Below are 18,939 nucleotides of genomic sequence, written 5' to 3'. Positions count from 1 at the left end.
CCTTGAATTTACAGTGTGACAAAGATTTATTCTGACTTTAGCGGAGCCGTAACGGAATGACAAAGTTTGCTTTAGTGGGTGATGTTGGGGGCACCAATGCGCGTCTGGCATTGTGCGATTTAGCCAGCGGTGAAATTTCGCAGGCGAAAACCTATTCCGGCCTGGATTATCCAAGCCTGGAAGCCGTTGTCCGCGTCTATCTCGACGAGCATAATGTGTCGGTCGAAGACGGCTGTATCGCGATTGCCTGCCCGATTACCGGTGACTGGGTGGCGATGACCAACCACACCTGGCAGTTCTCGATTGCGGAAATGAAGAAAAACCTCGGTTTCTCGCATCTGGAAATTATCAACGACTTCACCGCGGTCTCCATGGCGATTCCGATGCTGAAAAAAGAGCATCTGATCCAGTTCGGCGGCACCGAGCCGGTTGAAGGCAAACCGATCGCCGTTTACGGCGCGGGCACCGGCCTTGGCGTGGCGCATCTGGTTCACGTCGACAAGCGCTGGGTCAGCCTGCCGGGCGAAGGCGGCCACGTTGACTTCGCGCCGAACAGCGAAGAAGAGGGGATTATCCTTGAAGTGCTGCGCGAAGAAATTGGCCACGTTTCCGCCGAGCGCGTGCTCTCCGGCCCTGGCCTTATCAACCTCTATCGGGCCATTGTGAAGTCCGACAACCGCGTGCCGGAAAACTACAAGCCGAAGGATATTACCGAACGCGCGCTGGCTGATACCTGCACCGACTGCCGCCGCGCGCTGTCACTGTTCTGCGTCATCATGGGCCGCTTTGGCGGCGACCTGGCGTTAACCCTGGGCACCTTTGGCGGCGTCTATATCGCCGGTGGCATCGTGCCGCGCTTCCTCGAGTTCTTCAAAGCCTCCGGCTTCCGCGGCGGGTTTGAAGATAAGGGCCGCTTTAAAGATTACGTTCACCCAATCCCGGTCTACCTGATTGTCCACGACAATCCGGGGCTGCTGGGTTCCGGTGCGCACCTGCGTCAAACGCTGGGCCAGGTACTGTAATCCCCGGCCCTATAAGACCAAAAACCGCGTTCATCGCGGTTTTTTTATTTCTATGCCAGAGGCGGTTTTCGGCCCAGAATCTCTTTACGGATGATCTCGGCCCCCGCGTTCAATGCCTTGAGCTTGCCACGTGCTACCTGGCGAGGCAGTGGCGCCATGCCGCAGTTGGTTGACGGGTAGAGGTTCTCTGCATCGACAAACTGCAGGGCTTTTCGCAGCGTGTTGGCTACTTCTTCAGGCGTTTCAATCGCATGGTTTGCCACGTCAATGGCCCCAACCATTACCTTTTTACCGCGAATCAGCTCCAGCAGATCCATCGGTACGCGAGAGTTATGGCACTCCAGCGAGATAATATCGATATTCGACGACTGCAGTTTCGGGAACGCTTCTTCGTACTGACGCCACTCTGAACCCAGCGTCTTTTTCCAGTCGGTGTTGGCTTTAATGCCGTAGCCGTAGCAAATATGTACTGCGGTTTCGCATTTCAGCCCTTCAACGGCGCGCTCTAAGGCGGCGATACCCCAGTCGTTGACCTCATCAAAGAAGACGTTAAACGCTGGCTCATCGAACTGGATGATATCGACGCCAGCGGCTTCTAATTCACGGGCTTCCTGGTTAAGGATTTTGGCAAATTCCCACGCCAGCTTTTCGCGGCTTTTGTAGTGGTTGTCGTACAGCGTATCAATCATGGTCATCGGCCCCGGCAGCGCCCATTTGATAGGCTGCTTAGTGAGCTGACGCAGGTAGCGTGCGTCTTCAACAAAGACCGGTTTCTGACGCGCCACTTCACCAACTACCGTCGGTACGCTGGCATCGTAGCGATTACGAATTTTTACGATCTCGCGTTTTTCAAAATCGACGCCGCTCAGGTGCTCAATAAAGGTAGTAACGAAGTGCTGACGGGTCTGTTCGCCGTCGCTGACGATATCGATACCGGCCAGCAGCTGTTCCTGCAGGGAAAGACGCAGCGCATCCTGTTTCCCTTCAATTAACTCGTCGTTCTGCAGTTTCCACGGAGACCATAGCGTCTCGGGCTGCGCCAGCCAGGAAGGTTTTGGCAGGCTGCCGGCGGTGGAAGTAGGGAGCAATGTTTTCATATTCGATAACCTGGTATTTTTCGTTAATCAAAGAGCGTAGCTTGCGGACCATTGCTCAAGAATGTTCTGGTAAGGCTTAATAAAGTGCTCTTCGGTAAATTTGCCCTGCTCAATCGCTAACCGGCTACGCTCTTCGCGGTCGTAAACAATCTTGGTTAATGAGTGATCCTGCTGGTTCAGATCTGGCTGATAGCACAGGCCTGCCGCTGAGTTGGCATTGTAAATTTCCGGGCGATAAATCTTCTGGAACGTCTCCATGGTGCTGATGGTGCTGATAAGCTCTAGGCTGGTGTAATCCGCCAGCAGATCGCCGGAGAAGAAGAAGGCCAGCGGTGCGACGCTGTTTTTTGGCATGAAATAGCGCACCTTCAGGCCCATTTTGCCGAAGTACTGCTCGGTCAGTGACGCGCTGCTCGGCTGATATTCTATGCCCAGCACCGGATGTTCATTGCCGGTACGACGGTAGACGTCTTTGCTGGACACGCTCAGGCAGATGACCGGCGCTTTTTTAAAGTTCGCTTTGTACTCTGCGGAGTGGGCAAACAGCTTAAAGATATTGCCGTGCAGGTCGCCGAAGGTATCCGGGATGTTAAATTCTGTACGGTTTTTATTATGTTCTAACAGCAGGACGCTGAAGTCATAATCCCGCACGTAGGATGAGAAGTTATTGCCGACAATCCCTTCGATACGCTCGTTGGTTTGCTTATCAACAATATGCGTTTTCAAAATTTCGATGGCCGGGAAGGCGTTAGTTTTCCCGTCCGCATCGATATTCATTTCGACGGAAATAATCTCCAGCTCAACGGCATAGCGATCGCCTTTCGGGTTATCCCAATGCGCTAAGGTATTGAAACGATTGTCAATCATCTTCAGCGTGTTGCGCAGGTTCTCCTGACGGTTTTCCCCACGGGCCAAGTTTGCGAAGTTGGTGGTAATGCGCGTATTTTCCGCCGGGTTATAGTTCTCGTCGAAACGGCTGCTTTTAATCGTAAAGGTAAAGTCTTTGTTCATCGCGTCTTGCATCCCGAGTGCTGAAATGAAAATTAAAATCACGTCCTGGTACCCAGAGTTTGTGCTCTGGTTTGCTCATTCAGCAGTCTTAATGTTGCCGATAAGTTAATGTTGATAATTTATGCCAGAGGCGGTGGAAGAGGGAAAGCGACTTAATTTCATTGCAACATGAGAGAAGTTCATAGTGCTGAAGCAGGGGATGCTGAGAAGGTGAATAAAATTCATTTATGATAAAAGGGTAACGACACTCTGATGGAGCAAAAATGAGAACGCAGAAACGATGCATGGGGCACGTGGCTATTGTGGTCGATGATTACGACCGCGCCATTGAGTACTACACCGACAAACTGGGCTTTACGCTGGTTGAAGATACGCCGCAGCCGGGAAAACGGTGGGTGGTGGTCTCGCCAAACCCGGAAAGCGACTGTAATTTGCTGCTGGCGCGTGCCTCGAACGAGCGGCAGGAGAGCTTTATCGGTAACCAGTGCGGTGGGCGGGTGTTTCTGTTCCTGCAAACCGATGATTTCTGGCGTGATTACCACGCCATGAAGGCGAAAGGTGTCACGTTCTGCGAGGAACCGCGAGAAGAAGAATACGGTACGGTGGTGGTCTTCGAAGACCTCTACGGTAACCGCTGGGATCTTTATCAGAACAAGTAACCCCAACCTTCTGGGTATAATACGCGTTCGATACGTTAAATAACCTTGTACTGACGACGATGAATCTCAATCGCTTTTGTTATTTACTGCTGGTGCTGGCGGCTCTTGCCAGCATTTTTACCCCCTATCCGACTGTGGCGTGGTTCCTGCTGGCTAATGTTCTGACGTTGGTGATTTACGGCGCCGATAAACTGGCGGCTCGTCAGGGCTGGCGTAGAGTGCCGGAGGCCACGCTGCTAACGTTTGGCGTGGTGGGCGGTTGGCCTGGCGCGCTGCTGGGGCAGCAGGTTTTTCGCCATAAAACGCAAAAACAGCCGTTTAAAACCTATTTTATTATCAGCGTGATAGTGAACATCGTGGCGATGATCGCGGTGTATCTGCTGCTGAATAAGGGGATGGTATGAACCTCTATCTCATCGACCAGAAGGGCGGCTTAGCGTTGCAGCAAGGCGGCAGTATTGTGGTTGAGTTTGATAACGGCAAGACGCTTGAACTGGCAGAAAGCCAGCAGCCGTTACCGGCGGAAATTCCAGATGGTATCCATATCTGGGGCGGGCGGATGCCCTCTGCCTCCTCGACGGAGACCGCGTTTTCAACGCTGAACGTCATGCCGGTGGCATCGAATGGCGTGATTATCTCCCCCGCATCATGAAAATAATTCCACTTCGGGCGTCGGTATTGTGCTGTTTATTGCCGGCGCTGATGGTGCCCTGCACCATGTGAAAGAGAACAAGCTACTGATCGCACTTAACAACGGCAAAACGGTGGAAGTCATGGCTGACTATGCCAACAAAGGCCTGCTTATCTGGGGTGGGCGCGAACCGATTGCCGGGCTGCCGCTGGAAGAGGCTCGAAAACGAACCGAAAGCCTGGGGCTCTTCCCGCTAGCCAGCAATGTTGTTCATCTCTTTCCCTATCAATTGGCATAGCGCTTCTGAGGCGAATTGCCGGACGGTTGCGTGAACACCTTATCCGGCCATCGCTCATGACATCATGAATTAGCGTCGCTATCGGCATGTGGTTTATCCGGCGTCGATGTGGCATTTTTTTCACGTAACAGCCGCTGCATTCGGTTGTGCTGCCATTGGGCAATGCGCTCCCGGAGGACAAAGGTTCTCAGTCCGCGAAAGGCGATAAGTGAACCCCAGATTAGGGCCACTATCAGCGACCAATAGCTGCCAGGCGAGTAAAAGTAGTTCACCGCCATCAGCCCGGCACAGACCAGCGTGGCAATGGTCAGAGTGCGGTAGAAGCGTGCCTCCTCCTGTACCCGTTGTCTGGCATCGTGGATCCGCGTATCCAGCGCCTCGCTTGCTGCCTGCGTCTCTTCCGAAAGCGCCGAGACCGTAACGTTAAATACCGAGGCCAACGCGCTGATGGTTTCAAGCCCCGGCGTGTGCCCATTTTCAATGCGCTGTACCGTTCTCACCGACAGAGAAGCCAGTTGCGCCAACTGCTCCTGTGACCATGCATTTTTGAGCCGGTAGGCTTTAATTTTTTCACTCGTACTCATTGCTGTTGCCTCGTAGATATGGGATAGGAACAGTCTTGCACATCTTTTCTCATAGCGGCACGACAGGCAGGCGACACCAACCTGACAGGAGCCCGACACCTCATTTAGGGTAGTTTTTTAAACCCATGAGGCACAGGTAAAATTCGCTATACCGTCCAGGATAACGGATGATAAAAGCATTAACGTACAGAGATAATTAAAAAGGGATAGTGCTGTGTTGAAAAAGTTGGTCACCGGGCAACTGAGTTTGCCAATGACGTTTTGGGGATGGGGATTTTGTGGCGGGCTGGTTTTGGGCCTGATTGGCCTTGCGGGCATTCATACCACCCATGCCGCGCTGGTTCCGTTGTCTTACCTTTTAAAAATCGTTCTGTTTTGTGCCGTACTGTCCGGCGTGACGTTTATTCTGCGTAGAAAAATAACGGTGTTCGGGAGCCTGGCTTTTCTGGTGCTTCTGGCTCAGGTCATCCTCAACATCATCATGTTTATCGGACTCTATTCATTATTATTTATCTGGTAGCGCCATTCTCGTTTTCGTCGATGTCTCGCTTTATATCGCTAAGGGTAAACTGCTCGGCGTTGATACCATTATTTACGTCAGCCGGATAAGGAGGCATGCGCGTGTGCGGGAGGCTTAAAGGCGAGAAAGTGACCTGGGAGAAACCGCTACTATGCTGCCTTTACAAGCTGTAGCTGAGGATAGCGTTCCAGCCATCTTTTTATCGCAACCCGCTCTCTGAAAACGGCGAACTTATCCCGCTCAAACGGGGGCGTCGGCCTGAGACGGAGTTCAAAGAGGTCGTGAAGCCCATAAGGGGCGATACTCTCAATAAGACCTGAAGGTGCGATTCTGACGGCCACCGCCGTCGCGGTTTCGGGCCAGAAGCTCAGCGCATGCTCCGTTGAGTCATAGGGGGAGTTGCCGTTATGGTGATGCATTCTGGCCTGATTCTTCACTGACCAGTCAAATGCTGATGTCAGTTGCCGAAGCTTTTCTTCCAGGCGTCGATCCTCATCCGGGCTGCACTGATTTTCATCGAAGAATACCACATCCACATCGCCTGCTACGGGGCGTGGGCTAAACCCATGAAGGTGATCCCACACTGCTTCCCGCACAAATCCGGCGCCGATCCAGCCGTCCCTGAGCCCTAGGGTTTGCACAGCATGAAGCGCCTGCATTCTGCCAGGGTCGGCAAGCAAAAGTCTCTGTAAGGTCTCCTGGTAGGGCATCGCTTTCATCTACAGAATATCCGTTTAATGTCGCCCGTCCCCGAGCTAGAGATGCATGATCTGGCGAAACTCTTTCACCTTGCTGCGGCTCACCGGCACCTGAAACTCCAGGTCGCGCAAGCGCAGAATGTAGGTGTTATTAAACCATGGCTCTATCTCGCGAATTTTATTCAGGTTGACGCAAAAGGAGCGGTGGCAGCGGAAAAACTGGCTGGCTGGCAGCCTGGTGCAAAACTCGGTGATGTTCATCGGCATCACGTACGACTCGCGGCGGGTATAGACAAACGTCATCTTCTCGTGCGCTTCGGCGTAGTAGATGTCGTTTACCGGCGTCACAATGATGCGCTCGTCTTTAATCAGGTTGATGGTGTCATTTTCGCGCGGCGCGCTGCTGGCCACGCTGACGCTACCTGCCTGCTGCTGTTGCCAGCTGGCTTCCAGCTTTTGCAGCATGGTGACGATGCGTGATTCCTGATACGGCTTCAGAATGTAGTCGAATGCTTCCAGCTCAAAGGCTTCCACCGCATGCTCTTTCCATGCGGTGATAAAGACGATAAACGGCTTATGGGCAAACTGGCTGATGTTCTGCGCCAGCAGTACGCCGTCCAGAGATGGAATGTTGATGTCGAGGAAAATGGCATCCACTTTGTTGTGCTGCAAAAATTTCAGCACGTCGAGCCCGTCGTCAAACGTTCCGACAATCTCCATCTGGCTATGCTGCTGAATCAGCCAGGTCAGCTCCTGCTGTGCCAGGAATTCATCTTCGACAATGATGACTTTCATGTAAACTCCGGGTTAGGGCAATAACGTGGCGGCGACCGGCACGGGCGTACGCTGGTTAGGAATATAGAACGACATTTCCGTGCCTGGCTCCAGACGGCGAATATGCAACCCTTCGCCGTACAGCAGTTTGACGCGGTGGTGCACGTTGAGCAGGCCTATCTTATTCCCCGGCATTTCGTTGGCTTCAACCCGCGCAATGACCTGCGGGTCGATACCCGGCCCGGTATCGCGCACGCCAATGCGCACGCGGTTGCCGGACTCCGTTACGCTGATGGTGACCACGCCTTTCCCCTTGCTGCGCTGAATGCCGTGCACGATGGCATTTTCCACCAACGGCTGGATCAGTAGGCTAGGGATCAGACAGTTCACCTCATCGTCAATATCATAAATGACCGTGAGCTTATCGCCGAAACGCGCCTGTTCGATGGCGATATAGTCTTTAATCTGGTACAGCTCTTTGCGAATATCAATCTGCTCATCATCTTTTAATTCAATGTTATAGCGCAGGTAGCGCGAGAGATTGAAAATCAGCTGCCGGGCGGTATCCGGGTTCATGCGGATCGATGAAGAAATCGCATTCAGGGCGTTAAACAGGAAATGGGGATTGATCTTACTTTGTAACGCGCGCAGCTCTGCCTTATTTGCCATTTCCCGCAGCTGTTCGGCGCGAGAAACTTCCAGTTGGGTAGAGATGATTTGCGATAACCCTATCGCCATCTCCTGCAGCGAGGAGGTGATCTGGTGGGCGTGGCAGTAGTAAATTTTCAGCGTACCGGTGACGACTCCTTTCTCGGAAAGCGGGATCACCAGCATCGAGTGGATTTCCGGCGTACGATAGGCTTCATCATTGTTTTTAATGATGATTTCGTTGTTGTTGATCGCCTGCTTGGTGGTCGGGCTGATGGCGTCATCATTATTGTGGTAGTTATCTTCCCCTACGCCGACGTAGGCCAGTACCCGGTCGGTATTGGTGATCGCTACCGCGTCAGCGTGAATATCCTGACGGATGATGTCGCAAATCTGGCGCAGCGTGTCGCTGTTTATCTGGCGAAACAGCGGCAGCGTTTTATTGGCGATATCCAGCGCCAGCTTGGCCTGACGCGCGGCGCTGGCCTCTTTTTCCCCCTCAACGCTCTGTACCAGCAGGACGATAAAGCCGATGCAGACGCTGCCGGCAATCATTGGGATACCGATTTTTGACACAATATCCACGCCCAGTGCGATGTTTGGCGCCCAGACGATCACCAGAATCATGGTCAGCGTTTCGCACAGCATCCCGCCAAGAATACCGATTTTCCAGTGCAGCTCTTTCGGCACCCGGCGGTTAATCAAGCCGGAGAGGATCCCGGCAATAATGCTGGTAATAAAACATGGCACCGCGGTGACGCCACCGGCATCAATCAGGTAGCGGTGGATCCCAGCGATAATCCCCACAATACCGCCTACCCAAGGGCCAAACAGGATCCCGCCCGACATCACTGCGATGATCCGCACGTTCACCAGCGACCCTTCCACCGGCACGCCGGACCAGGTACTGAAGATAGCGAACATCGAGAAAATGACCGTGACCGCCAGCAACTCTTTCGGGGTATGCGCTGATTTATGCAGCAGTTCGCGGAACAGACGGATGCGAATCAGGAAAAAAAGACAGATCAGCATTAATGCGGCCCGGTCATAGACCGCGAGCAGCATATTGAGTATTTCGTGCATGGGGGGGCGCCGAATGTTTTCAGGAAAGCGCTTATGATAAGAAACCCGGCGGCGGATGACCAGCGGTACGCATGAATAGGGATAAACCCTGTTTTTAAAAGGGGATTGATAGAAAAAACGAATCACCGAGGTGAGATCATAAATTTTCGACCGGTCAGTACAACTCCAATGAAAATCACTAGATAATATATTGTTATATCTGTGTTTTAATTTTACTGATTTTGACCGCTAGTGATTAATTCCCATTCGTAGGCCTTCCCCTTTTTGCTGCGGAAATATTTTTTTACCTGCCCCCTCGACAGCGCCAATTTTTTCAGGTTATTTTCTAGTCATGCCACATCGGTGGCAGCGTCGCTCGAACGGTTCGGGCGCTAACGTAAATCTGAGGAACCTATGGCTGACTCCAGTCCTGAACGCCGTTTTACGCGTATCGATCGCTTACCCCCTTATGTTTTTAACATTACCGCTGAACTGAAAATGGCTGCGCGTCGGCGCGGTGAAGATATTATCGATTTCAGCATGGGGAACCCGGACGGCGCGACGCCGCCGCACATCGTCGAAAAGCTCTGTACCGTGGCTCAACGCCCGGACACTCACGGCTACTCTACCTCACGCGGTATCCCGCGTCTGCGCCGGGCTATTTCTCGCTGGTATCAGGATCGCTACAACGTTGAGATCGACCCGGAAAGCGAAGCGATTGTGACCATTGGTTCAAAAGAGGGGCTGGCGCACCTGATGCTGGCGACGCTTGATCACGGCGATACCGTACTGGTGCCGAACCCGAGTTACCCGATCCACATTTACGGCGCGGTAATTGCCGGAGCCCAGGTACGCTCCGTGCCGCTGGTGGAAGGGGTCGATTTCTTTAACGAGCTGGAGCGGGCGATCCGCGAAAGCTATCCGAAGCCGAAGATGATGATCTTAGGTTTCCCGTCTAACCCGACCGCGCAGTGCGTCGAGCTGGAATTCTTTGAAAAAGTGGTCGCGCTGGCTAAACGTTACGACGTGCTGGTGGTGCATGACCTGGCCTATGCCGATATCGTCTACGATGGTTGGAAAGCGCCGTCGATTATGGAAGTTCCCGGTGCTCGCGACGTGGCGGTCGAGTTCTTCACGCTGTCGAAAAGCTACAACATGGCGGGCTGGCGTATTGGCTTTATGGTGGGTAATAAAACCCTGGTCAATGCCCTGGCGCGTATTAAGAGCTACCACGACTACGGTACCTTCACTCCGCTACAGGTTGCAGCGATTGCCGCGCTGGAAGGGGATCAACAGTGCGTGCACGATATCGCCGCGCAGTACAAGCGCCGCCGCGACGTGCTGGTGAAAGGGCTGCATGAGGCGGGCTGGATGGTCGACATGCCGAAAGCATCGATGTACGTGTGGGCTAAAATACCCGAGCAGTACGCCCATATGGGCTCGCTGGAGTTCGCCAAGAAGATGCTGCAGGATGCGAAGGTTTGCGTGTCGCCGGGCATCGGCTTTGGTGACTATGGCGATACCCATGTGCGCTTTGCGCTGATTGAAAACCGTGACCGTATTCGCCAGGCCATTCGCGGCATCAAAGCGATGTTCCGCGCCGACGGCCTGCTGCCGTCAGAGGGTAAATCAGCGGGCTGATCGCTTCATCCCCAGAAAAGCAAACAGGAGCCAATTGGCTCCTGTTTTTTTTGCTTTTTATTGGCTAGATCATCAGGGCGAACGTGCCGGCAAAAACGATGACCATAAAGGAAATGCCCATAAAGAAATATTTCACGACTCATCTCTCCGCGTAATTTTTTCTACGCACTTATGACCGGGTGGTACTGCGAGTTGATATCAACCGACAGAAAAATCTGACTGACTTTTCGCGACTGGCATCACCTCAGAATTCTGTGCATTTGTGCTCCAGATGGCGCTAATGTACGCCTAAAGATGAGGGGAAACAAGAGGGATTTTTTTATTAATTTTTAGTTACTTACGAGTGTCGTGATTCGGCGACACTTTAATTTCATACGGTAATAAATTCCATTCTGGCGACGTTTCGTTTACCGCTTTTTGCTCGCTTAAACCCCATTGATTTAAAGGCTAATTTTGTGACGAATGTCGGAAAATCATCGTTCTTCGCCTGAGCCCTTTATTGGCAGGATGGCGAAATAGAATGTGCCCTCTGACGCGGATATTGGACATGCGGCTACGGATCGGCAAAAAACGGGCCGTTTTGTTTTTACTTTTTGTTTTTTCAATGAATACTGAATGGACGAGGGATAATACTGACAGAGGATTTTCTATGATGACCCTGAGCGTTCGCCGGACAATGTTAATGATGATGGCCACTCTTCCGCTACTGCTTGGCAGTACGGCACTGTACGCCGGGACCAACAACGTGCAGCAAAAGCTGGAAGCGTTGGAGAAAAGCACGGGCGGACGGCTGGGTGTGGCGCTGATTAACACCGCTGATGATTCGCAAATTGTCTATCGCGCAGACGAGCGCTTTGCGATGTGCAGCACCAGTAAGGTGATGGCGGCAGCGGCGGTGCTCAAGCAGAGCGAAAGTGATAAGACGCTTTTAAATCAGCGTGTTGAAATTAAGAAGAGCGATCTGATTAACTACAATCCGATAGCCGAAAAGCACGTTAACGGCACCATGACGCTGGCGGAACTTAGCGCGGCGGCGCTGCAGTACAGCGACAATACCGCCATGAATAAGCTGATTGCGCATCTTGGCGGCCCGGATAAAGTCACTGCCTTTGCCCGTTCGCTGGGGGATGAAACCTTCCGTCTCGACCGAACCGAACCAACGCTCAATACTGCTATCCCTGGCGACCCGCGCGATACCACCACGCCGTTGGCGATGGCGCAGACGCTGCGTAATCTGACGCTGGGTAAAGCGCTGGCGGAAACCCAGCGGGCGCAGTTGGTGACGTGGCTTAAGGGCAACACTACCGGCAGCGCGAGCATTCAGGCGGGCCTGCCAACATCATGGGTGGTGGGAGATAAAACCGGCAGCGGGGATTATGGTACGACCAACGATATCGCCGTTATCTGGCCGGAAGACCATGCGCCGCTGATTCTGGTGACCTACTTTACCCAGCCGGATCAGAAGGCGGAAAGTCGTCGCGATGTACTGGCCGCTGCGGCAAAAATCGTTACCCAAGGGCTTTAGCGTCAGTGGTTAAAAACGCCCCGCGCAGGATGGCGGGGCATTGAGGACACTCAGCGGGCTGGCGCGCTGTCACCAACCTGAGCCATGGCATACCACGCCATCAATTCAGCGGTTCCCGCTTCTCCTTCAGCCGGAGACCACGGCGCGTAGTCTTGTTCAGCGACAGGCTGATACGCGCCCTGTTTCACTTCAAAAATCACGCCGCCGTTGTCCAGCGACAGCACGGCATGCCAGGTGCCCGCCGCCATTTCCAGTACGGTGCAGCTTTCTCCCAGTACCGCCCGGTGAGTTACCGTTCCCTGTTCGTCAAAATTCAGCACCACAAAACGTCCGCTGAGTGGCAGCAGTAGCTCAAAGGTATGCGGATGGCGGTGTGGGCGCACATAGGTACCTGGCTCCATCGCAATCGCCAGACGCTGAACCGGATCGCTTAGCTCAGGATGGAAATTACGGTGCGCGCGCAGTCGTGGAGATTGAGCGGCAGCGGCGCTCTGCTGTTGCATATCGTTACAGGTGATCTGTTTCATCCTGACGGCCTTGTTTATACGGGAAAATGTGGTCGCCAGATTGCCAGAACTTACCGGGCAAGTGAAGCCTGTGGCTTGTGTCTTATGCCGCTAAAGGTCATAGTTGCATAGTTGTTATTTAATTTATGAATGATTGTTATGTGAGAGAGTCGCCCATGGAGACATACCTGAAGAAGATGAAAGGCGAGTGGCTGTTGCTGCTTAAGCAGACCGAACCTCACATACGGACGCTGGCCGCAGAGATTGCCGCCGCAAATGCGCATGCGCTGTGCGCTGAATTTTATAAAGTGGTGCTGGCCGACCCTCACGCTGAAGAGTTCCTTAGCAATGAGCAGGTGGAAAAACAGCTCAAGAGCGCGCTGGAGAAGTGGATTATCGATATTCTCTCCTGCAAAGAGGAGGACATCGACCGCCTGATTGAAGCCCAGCATACCGTTGCGGAAGTGCACGCGCGGATCGGTATTCCGGTTGAACTGGTGGAGATGGGATTTCGGGTACTGAAGAAAATCCTCTATCCCGCCATTATTTACAGCTCGCAGGAGGCGGCCGATAAGCTGCAGATCTACCACTTCGCTATCAACAGTATTGACCTGGCGATGGAGGTCATGTCGCGGGCATTTTCCTTCAGTGAAAGCAGCCTATCGAAAGAGGATGAGAACTACCGAATCTTCTCGCTGCTGGAGAATGCCGAAGAGGAGAAAGAGCGGCAAATCGCCACGTTGCTGACCTGGGAGCTCGATATTATCTATAAAGTCGTGCTGGATTCGGATCTCGGCAACAGCATGCCGCTCAGCCAGTCGGACTTTGGCCTGTGGTTTAACCATAAGGGACGTCATTACTTCAGCGGTATTGCCGAAGTGGGCCATATTTCCCGACTGATGCAGGATTTCGATGGTGTTATCCACGTCCAGAGCGCGGGAGATAAATCGCTCGGCAACAAAGCCCAGCGTAATAAGTTTCTGATCCAGCTTAGAAGTACGGTGTCGCAGATCCTGACTCTGCTCCGTGAGCTGTTTGAAGAGGTTTCTCGCCATGAGGTAGGGATGGACGTGCTGACGAAACTGCTCAACCGCCGTTTTCTGCCAACCATTTTTAAACGTGAAATCGCCCACGCTAACCGGGTTGGCACGCCGCTGTCTATTCTGGTGATTGATGTCGATAAGTTTAAGAAAATTAATGATACCTGGGGTCATAACACCGGCGATGATATTTTGCGTCGGGTGTCTCAGGTCTTTTATGACAACGTGCGCAGCAGCGATTACGTGTTCCGCTACGGCGGTGATGAGTTTATTATCGTCCTCACCGAAGCAACCCCGGTTGATACATTGCGCACCGCCGAACGTATCCGCAGCCGGGTTGAGAAAACCAAAGTGAAGGCACCGGACGGTAATGATATCCCGCTGTCGCTGTCGATCGGGGCGGCGATGTTTAACGGTCACCCGGACTATGAACGGCTGATCCAACTGGCGGATGAAGCGCTTTATATCGCCAAAAAACGTGGTAGGAACTGCGTCGAGATGTGGAAAGCCGCCCAGTAAACGGTCGGTTTCGCCATCGTACTGCTTTTAGCATCACTTCCTGAAACCGTCAGGAGAACGTCTTCTGACGGTTAATCCCCAGTCTATTCCCCTCTGTTTTCGCGTCGCTACCTGGTGTTACTGCCCGCACGTCATGCCGATTTTTGATGTCTCTATCAGGCATAAGAGGGATGTTTTAAATCATAAGTAAAATTTATATATTTCTTAATTTTTTAGTGATTTATTAAGCGATGTAACGATCTTGATATATATGTGATGCAATTGTGTTTCTTTTCCTGGGGAGAGGGAAATGAATAAAAAATCAATGCGTTTGCTCGTCGCGGGTTTTACCGGCAGCGCCGGTCTCTTTACGGTTCCAACCGCGTTTGCGGATTGCTCTACTTCAAGCGCTACCTCTGTGACGTGCTCCGGCACCATCACGTCATCTCAGCGTTTTGATTCTGCGGGACAAAATATCAATATTACGCAAGGAACGACGATAACCACCTCTGGTCAACTGTATGCCGCGTACTTCTCAAGCATGGGGGGCACTCTTCAAAACAACGGCAGCATCATCTCGACCGATGGCGATGCGGTTCAATATCACACCACCGGTGGGGCGACGCTCGGAAATGCGGGGACGATAACCACCTCTGGTGATTGGTCTGATGCCATTGATATAAGCGAAGTTAGAAACAGCTCGCTAAACAATAGCGGTACGCTGGCAACGACGGGGGCGAACAGCCACGGTATCAATATTGGCGCTGACACTCGTCAGCCATCGCTGAACAATAGCGGTAATATCGTGACGACCGGAGACACCGCGAACGGTATTAATGTGCTGTATAGCAATGACGGTACGATAGTTAACCAGGGGAATATTACGGCCAGCGGGGCCGGAAGTAACGGCATTTATCTGGGCGACCAGGTCACTAACTACACTCTGCAGAATGCGGCGAATGGCGTTATCTATTCATCGGCGGGCAACGGCATCACTACGCGCGATGGCGCAACGGTCAATTCGATCATCAACGATGGCATTATTGATGCGGGCGTTGCTGGTATCTCGCTGGGTGGCACCTCGCGGATTATCACGTTGAAGAATAATGGCTATATCATCGGTGCGGGTACCGGTGACGCCATTGTAGTAACGGACAGCGCTTTCCTTGGACAGTTGACGAATACCGGTATTATTGGCGCATTGGATGGCGATGCTATTCGCGTCGATGGCGCAGCCGTCATTAGCGATGGGGTGAAAAACCAGGGAGCGATTGTCGGCAGGATCAACGCCCCAAATACTAATCTGCATAACTACGGCATCGTTGAACTGCTCAGTACCAGCGCGCCGTCGGTGGTCAAAGACTACTCGCAGACCGCTACTGGCGTGCTGGGTCTACAGGCCGACAGTTCGACCAGCTACGGCCAATTACAGGCCACGGGTGATGCTACGCTCAACGGACGGGTGGTGGTCGCAACGCGCGGCAGTACGAGCTTTACCGACGGTGATGAACTGACGAACGTAGTGACGGCGGCCAGTATTACCGGCACGCCTTCCGCGGTGCTGGATGACTCGCTCCGTTACCAGTTTGTGCAAGAACTGACCGGGACCACCTACTCGTTGAAAATTGTCGATACCAATCTGACGACGGTATCCAATACTATCGCGACGACCAAAAGCAACGATTCGCTGACGGGCGTAGGGACGGTTGTTGATACGATTATCAACAACAATAAGGCTTCCCAGGCGACAGCCTGTACAGGCGCGCTCGCCAGTACCGTTTGTGCCATTACTTCATCGTTTAATGCCGGGCAGGTGCGCAAAAACGTGGTTCAGCTTGCTCCGCTGATGGATGGCAGCATGCCGTATATCGCGCTTAATAATTTGCGTGCGTTTGGTGATATCGTCAGCAGCCGTCAGGATTCAGTGCGTGGGCAGGGCTACCTCAGCGAGTTTAATCCGGAGAAATATCTGTGGATCCGCCCGGTGGGGCGTTGGGATAGCCAGTCCACTCGTGGCGATTACGCAGGCTACAACGCAGATACGCGCGGCATTGCCATCGGGGCCGATGGGCTAGTTTATGACCGTACCCGGCTTGGTTTAGCGCTGGGAATGAGCCGTACGGATGTTAACGATACGTCCGATGATATCCGTCATGATGCGCGGGTTGATAGCTGGAATATGCTGGTCTATGGCGGCTATGACTTTACGCCGGACACTGGGCTGACGTGGCAAACCGGGCTGGGGCGCAATACCACTAAAGGTAATCGATACCTGAATATTGAGAACCCGGCGGACGGTAGTTCGGTGTTTAACGGCGTGGCGCACTCAGACTATAACAGCGATACCTTCCAGGCGGGTTTGGGGCTGCAAAGCGCATTCCATCCGACGAACGAGGTGACGTTAACGCCTGAGGTGCGCACCGACTACTATCGGGTGAAGGATGATGGCTATCAGGAGTCCGGTGCTGATGACGTTGGTCTGAAGGTGGATGGTGCCACTACCGAAGCGTTAATTGTCTCCAGTAAGCTAAAGGCCGGGCTGCAACTCTCTGATATTGTGAATGTTCACGGCTATATCGGTGCAGGTTATGACACGATGAACCGGCGCTCTGACACCACGGCGGCCTTTATCGGCAGCACGACAACGCCATTCACCTATCGTGGCATGAGCGAAAGCCCGTGGATTGCAATGGCAGGCGTTGGGGTAACGGCGAAGTTCAGCGATGTGCTGGACGGCACGGTTCAGTACGATGCCGGGCAGCGCACCGCCTTTACCAGCCAAAGCGTTAGCCTGAAGGTACGTTACGCGTTCTGATAAGCGAGCAGGAAAAGAGAGAGGCGACGGAATCGTCGCCTCTGTGGTGTTTTACATCACCCCGAAGAGTTTAGGCAGGAACAGCGAAATTTCTGGAATATAGGTAACCAGCAGCAGGATAAGGAACAGGACGCCGTAGAACGGCAGCATGGCTTTTACCACCTGCTCGATTTTTTGCTTACTGACCGCACTGGCAACGAACAGCACCGAGCCGACCGGCGGCGTAATCAGACCAATTCCCAGGTTAACCAGCATAATCATCCCGAAGTGAACCGGGTCGATGCCCAGCGCATTGGTCACCGGTAGCAGCACCGGCGTCAGGATCAGAATCAGCGGTGCCATATCCATCAAAGTGCCGATCAGCAGCAGCATGATGTTAATGCACATCAGAATCACATACTTGTTATCGGAGATGCTGGTGAAGGCTTCGGTGATACGCATTGGCAGCTGCATATAGGTCATGATGGCGCCAAAAGCGGCGGCAAAACCAATCAGGATCATGACGATAGTGACGGTTTTTACCGTGCGGTACATCAGTTTTGGCAGCTCGGACCATTTGTAGTCGCGGTAGATAAACATCGTCACAAAGAACGACCACAGACAGGCGATGGCCGCGGATTCCGTTGCGGTAAAGATACCGGAGAGGATCCCGCCCATAATGATGACTACGGTCATCAGCCCCCAGAGGGTATCGACGAAAATCTTCAGCGCCTGGCGGAACGGCACACGTTCACCTTTCGGGTAGCCGCGCTTGCGGGCGAAGCATACGCACATCACCATCAGGCTTAAACTCAGCAGCAGCCCCGGTAAAATACCGGCAATAAACAGCGCGGCAATGGAGACCGTGCCGCCGGTTGCCAGTGAGTAGATCACTGAGTTGTGGCTTGGCGGCGTCAGGATGGCCTGCACCGAACCGCTGGCGGTAACCGCTGCGGCGAAATCGCGCGGATAGCCCTTTTTATCCATTTCCGGGATCATCACCGAACCAATCGACGCGGTGTCCGCCACGGATGAGCCGGAGATGGCGCCAAAGAAGGTTGAGGCGACGATATTCACCAGCGACAGGCCGCCGCGGATAAAGCCCACGAAAATGTAGGCGAAGTTCACCAGTCGGCGGGCAATGCCGCCCTCGGCCATAATCGCCCCGGCGAGAATAAAGAACGGAATCGCCAGCAGCGAGAATTTATTGACCCCGTTGGTTAACTGAATCATCACCGCTTCCAGCGGGATATCAATATACCAGGCGCCAATAATGGCGCTGATGCCCACGGCGAAAGCCACCGGTACCCCAATTGCCAGCATAATGCCGAGCGTAAAGACGAGAATAAATGCGTCCATCTGTATTCCTTTTCTCAATAACCGGGGCTTAACTGGTGGAACCCAGCATCACGACAGGGCGCTGATACTGTGGGCCACGCCAGAGCTTTTCGATGATGAAAAGCAGGGTGATGGCGGAACCTATTGGCAGCGGCAGGTAGTTTTCTCCGGCGGTGAGCAGCGGGAATTCCGCCACCGGCTGTTCCCACAGCTCGTAGCACAGCAGGGTGCCGTACCAGAGGATAAACAGGCTGATGGCCATCAGCATCAGGTCGGCCAGGATCAGGCAGACGCGGCGCGCACCTTCGCTCAGACGGTCGGTGACCATGCTGACGGCAATATGGGAGCCCGCGCGATAGCTGACGGCGGCACCGATAAAGGTAAAAGTCACCATACATAAAATGGCAACCGGTTCAGGCCAGGAGAGGGCGCTGTTCATCACGTAGCGGGCAAAAATACCTACGGGGATAACGGCAACCATGACCAGCAGCGCGAGCCCGGCAATCCACATGGAGATACGATAGATAATATCCATCAATGACGAATAGCGTTCGTCCATAATCATAACCTCGAAGACATAATGGAACTGAGGC

Annotated in this window: 20 protein-coding genes; 10 read left to right on the top strand and 10 right to left on the bottom strand. The window is 53.2% G+C overall.

All coding sequences use genetic code 11. The features are described 5' to 3' along the window. The first annotated feature begins 56 nt into the window (after positions 1 to 56). Positions 57 to 1,022, top strand: a complete 966-nt coding sequence (glk, locus tag FHC49_RS00555; RefSeq protein ID WP_185669506.1) for a glucokinase — start codon at positions 57 to 59, stop codon at positions 1,020 to 1,022. A 50-nt stretch (positions 1,023 to 1,072) separates the two neighbouring features. Here glk and FHC49_RS00550 read toward each other — a convergent pair whose 3' ends face one another. Continuing rightward, complete coding sequence (locus tag FHC49_RS00550) at positions 1,073 to 2,119, bottom strand: methionine synthase (RefSeq protein WP_220438243.1); 1,047 nt, start codon at positions 2,117 to 2,119, stop codon at positions 1,073 to 1,075. Between the two features lie 27 nt (positions 2,120 to 2,146). Continuing rightward, on the bottom strand, positions 2,147 to 3,130 hold the full coding sequence (locus FHC49_RS00545) for a DUF1852 domain-containing protein (RefSeq protein WP_220438242.1): 984 nt from the start codon (positions 3,128 to 3,130) through the stop codon (positions 2,147 to 2,149). A 263-nt stretch (positions 3,131 to 3,393) separates the two neighbouring features. Between FHC49_RS00545 and FHC49_RS00540 the strand changes: the two genes are divergently transcribed. From FHC49_RS00540 to FHC49_RS00525, 4 genes are read left to right on the top strand one after another with little or no spacing between them, the layout of a single operon-like run. After that, entirely contained in the window at positions 3,394 to 3,789 is a 396-nt protein-coding gene (locus FHC49_RS00540; protein ID WP_185669509.1) for a VOC family protein, read from the top strand. Positions 3,790 to 3,848: 59 nt separating this feature from the next. Beyond that, positions 3,849 to 4,193, top strand: a complete 345-nt coding sequence (locus tag FHC49_RS00535; protein WP_220438241.1) for a DUF1294 domain-containing protein — start codon at positions 3,849 to 3,851, stop codon at positions 4,191 to 4,193. After that, positions 4,190 to 4,441, top strand: a complete 252-nt coding sequence (locus FHC49_RS00530) for a hypothetical protein (RefSeq protein WP_220438240.1) — start codon at positions 4,190 to 4,192, stop codon at positions 4,439 to 4,441. Before FHC49_RS00535 ends, FHC49_RS00530 begins: the two co-directional genes overlap by 4 nt. Before the next feature lie 28 nt (positions 4,442 to 4,469). Then, entirely contained in the window at positions 4,470 to 4,718 is a 249-nt protein-coding gene (locus tag FHC49_RS00525) for a hypothetical protein (protein WP_220438239.1), read from the top strand. Positions 4,719 to 4,780: 62 nt separating this feature from the next. Here FHC49_RS00525 and FHC49_RS00520 read toward each other — a convergent pair whose 3' ends face one another. Continuing rightward, a complete protein-coding gene (locus FHC49_RS00520; protein ID WP_220438238.1) occupies positions 4,781 to 5,302 on the bottom strand; it encodes a helix-turn-helix domain-containing protein in 522 nt (173 codons plus the stop codon). Between the two features lie 214 nt (positions 5,303 to 5,516). Here FHC49_RS00520 and FHC49_RS00515 point away from each other — a divergent pair, with 214 nt between their 5' ends. Beyond that, positions 5,517 to 5,822 carry a hypothetical protein gene (locus FHC49_RS00515; RefSeq protein WP_185669513.1) on the top strand — a complete coding sequence of 102 codons (306 nt, stop codon included), beginning with the start codon at positions 5,517 to 5,519 and terminating at the stop codon, positions 5,820 to 5,822. 149 nt (positions 5,823 to 5,971) lie between these two features. Here the strand turns inward: FHC49_RS00515 and FHC49_RS00510 are convergent, their stop codons facing one another. The 3 genes from FHC49_RS00510 to FHC49_RS00500 are packed head-to-tail and all read right to left on the bottom strand — an operon-like array spanning position 5,972 to position 9,025. Next, complete coding sequence (locus tag FHC49_RS00510) at positions 5,972 to 6,532, bottom strand: nucleotidyltransferase family protein (protein WP_220438344.1); 561 nt, start codon at positions 6,530 to 6,532, stop codon at positions 5,972 to 5,974. A gap of 45 nt (positions 6,533 to 6,577) precedes the next feature. Beyond that, positions 6,578 to 7,315 (bottom strand): LytTR family DNA-binding domain-containing protein, encoded by a 738-nt coding sequence (locus FHC49_RS00505; RefSeq protein WP_220438237.1) that lies wholly within the window; start codon positions 7,313 to 7,315, stop codon positions 6,578 to 6,580. A gap of 12 nt (positions 7,316 to 7,327) precedes the next feature. Continuing rightward, on the bottom strand, positions 7,328 to 9,025 hold the full coding sequence (locus FHC49_RS00500; RefSeq protein ID WP_220438236.1) for a sensor histidine kinase: 1,698 nt from the start codon (positions 9,023 to 9,025) through the stop codon (positions 7,328 to 7,330). A 393-nt stretch (positions 9,026 to 9,418) separates the two neighbouring features. On the opposite strand from FHC49_RS00500, the gene alaC reads away from it, so the two are divergent. Beyond that, the gene (alaC, locus tag FHC49_RS00495; RefSeq protein ID WP_185669516.1) at positions 9,419 to 10,645 is read left to right on the top strand and encodes an alanine transaminase; all 1,227 of its coding nucleotides are present in this window, start codon (positions 9,419 to 9,421) and stop codon (positions 10,643 to 10,645) included. 64 nt (positions 10,646 to 10,709) lie between these two features. Here alaC and ypdK read toward each other — a convergent pair whose 3' ends face one another. Continuing rightward, complete coding sequence (ypdK, locus tag FHC49_RS00490) at positions 10,710 to 10,781, bottom strand: membrane protein YpdK (RefSeq protein ID WP_100249902.1); 72 nt, start codon at positions 10,779 to 10,781, stop codon at positions 10,710 to 10,712. 513 nt (positions 10,782 to 11,294) lie between these two features. Between ypdK and blaCTX-M the strand changes: the two genes are divergently transcribed. Then, positions 11,295 to 12,170 (top strand): CTX-M family extended-spectrum class A beta-lactamase, encoded by an 876-nt coding sequence (gene blaCTX-M, locus FHC49_RS00485; RefSeq protein ID WP_220438235.1) that lies wholly within the window; start codon positions 11,295 to 11,297, stop codon positions 12,168 to 12,170. Between the two features lie 50 nt (positions 12,171 to 12,220). Here the strand turns inward: blaCTX-M and FHC49_RS00480 are convergent, their stop codons facing one another. Next, positions 12,221 to 12,697, bottom strand: a complete 477-nt coding sequence (locus tag FHC49_RS00480; protein ID WP_220438234.1) for a WbuC family cupin fold metalloprotein — start codon at positions 12,695 to 12,697, stop codon at positions 12,221 to 12,223. 155 nt (positions 12,698 to 12,852) lie between these two features. On the opposite strand from FHC49_RS00480, the gene FHC49_RS00475 reads away from it, so the two are divergent. After that, positions 12,853 to 14,235, top strand: coding sequence for a diguanylate cyclase (locus tag FHC49_RS00475; RefSeq protein WP_220438233.1), 1,383 nt, complete (start codon positions 12,853 to 12,855; stop codon positions 14,233 to 14,235). A 289-nt stretch (positions 14,236 to 14,524) separates the two neighbouring features. Next, on the top strand, positions 14,525 to 17,029 hold the full coding sequence (locus FHC49_RS00470) for an autotransporter domain-containing protein (protein WP_220438232.1): 2,505 nt from the start codon (positions 14,525 to 14,527) through the stop codon (positions 17,027 to 17,029). A gap of 51 nt (positions 17,030 to 17,080) precedes the next feature. Here the strand turns inward: FHC49_RS00470 and FHC49_RS00465 are convergent, their stop codons facing one another. Beyond that, on the bottom strand, positions 17,081 to 18,367 hold the full coding sequence (locus FHC49_RS00465) for a TRAP transporter large permease (RefSeq protein WP_185669521.1): 1,287 nt from the start codon (positions 18,365 to 18,367) through the stop codon (positions 17,081 to 17,083). A gap of 28 nt (positions 18,368 to 18,395) precedes the next feature. Further along, positions 18,396 to 18,905, bottom strand: a complete 510-nt coding sequence (locus FHC49_RS00460; RefSeq protein WP_185669522.1) for a TRAP transporter small permease — start codon at positions 18,903 to 18,905, stop codon at positions 18,396 to 18,398. Positions 18,906 to 18,939 lie beyond the last annotated feature (34 nt).

This window comes from Kluyvera sp. EC_51 (assembly GCF_019584505.1).
Taxonomy (GTDB): domain Bacteria; phylum Pseudomonadota; class Gammaproteobacteria; order Enterobacterales; family Enterobacteriaceae; genus Kluyvera; species Kluyvera sichuanensis.
Note: the sequence above shows the minus strand (reverse complement) of the source record. Positions and strands in the feature narration are given on the sequence as shown.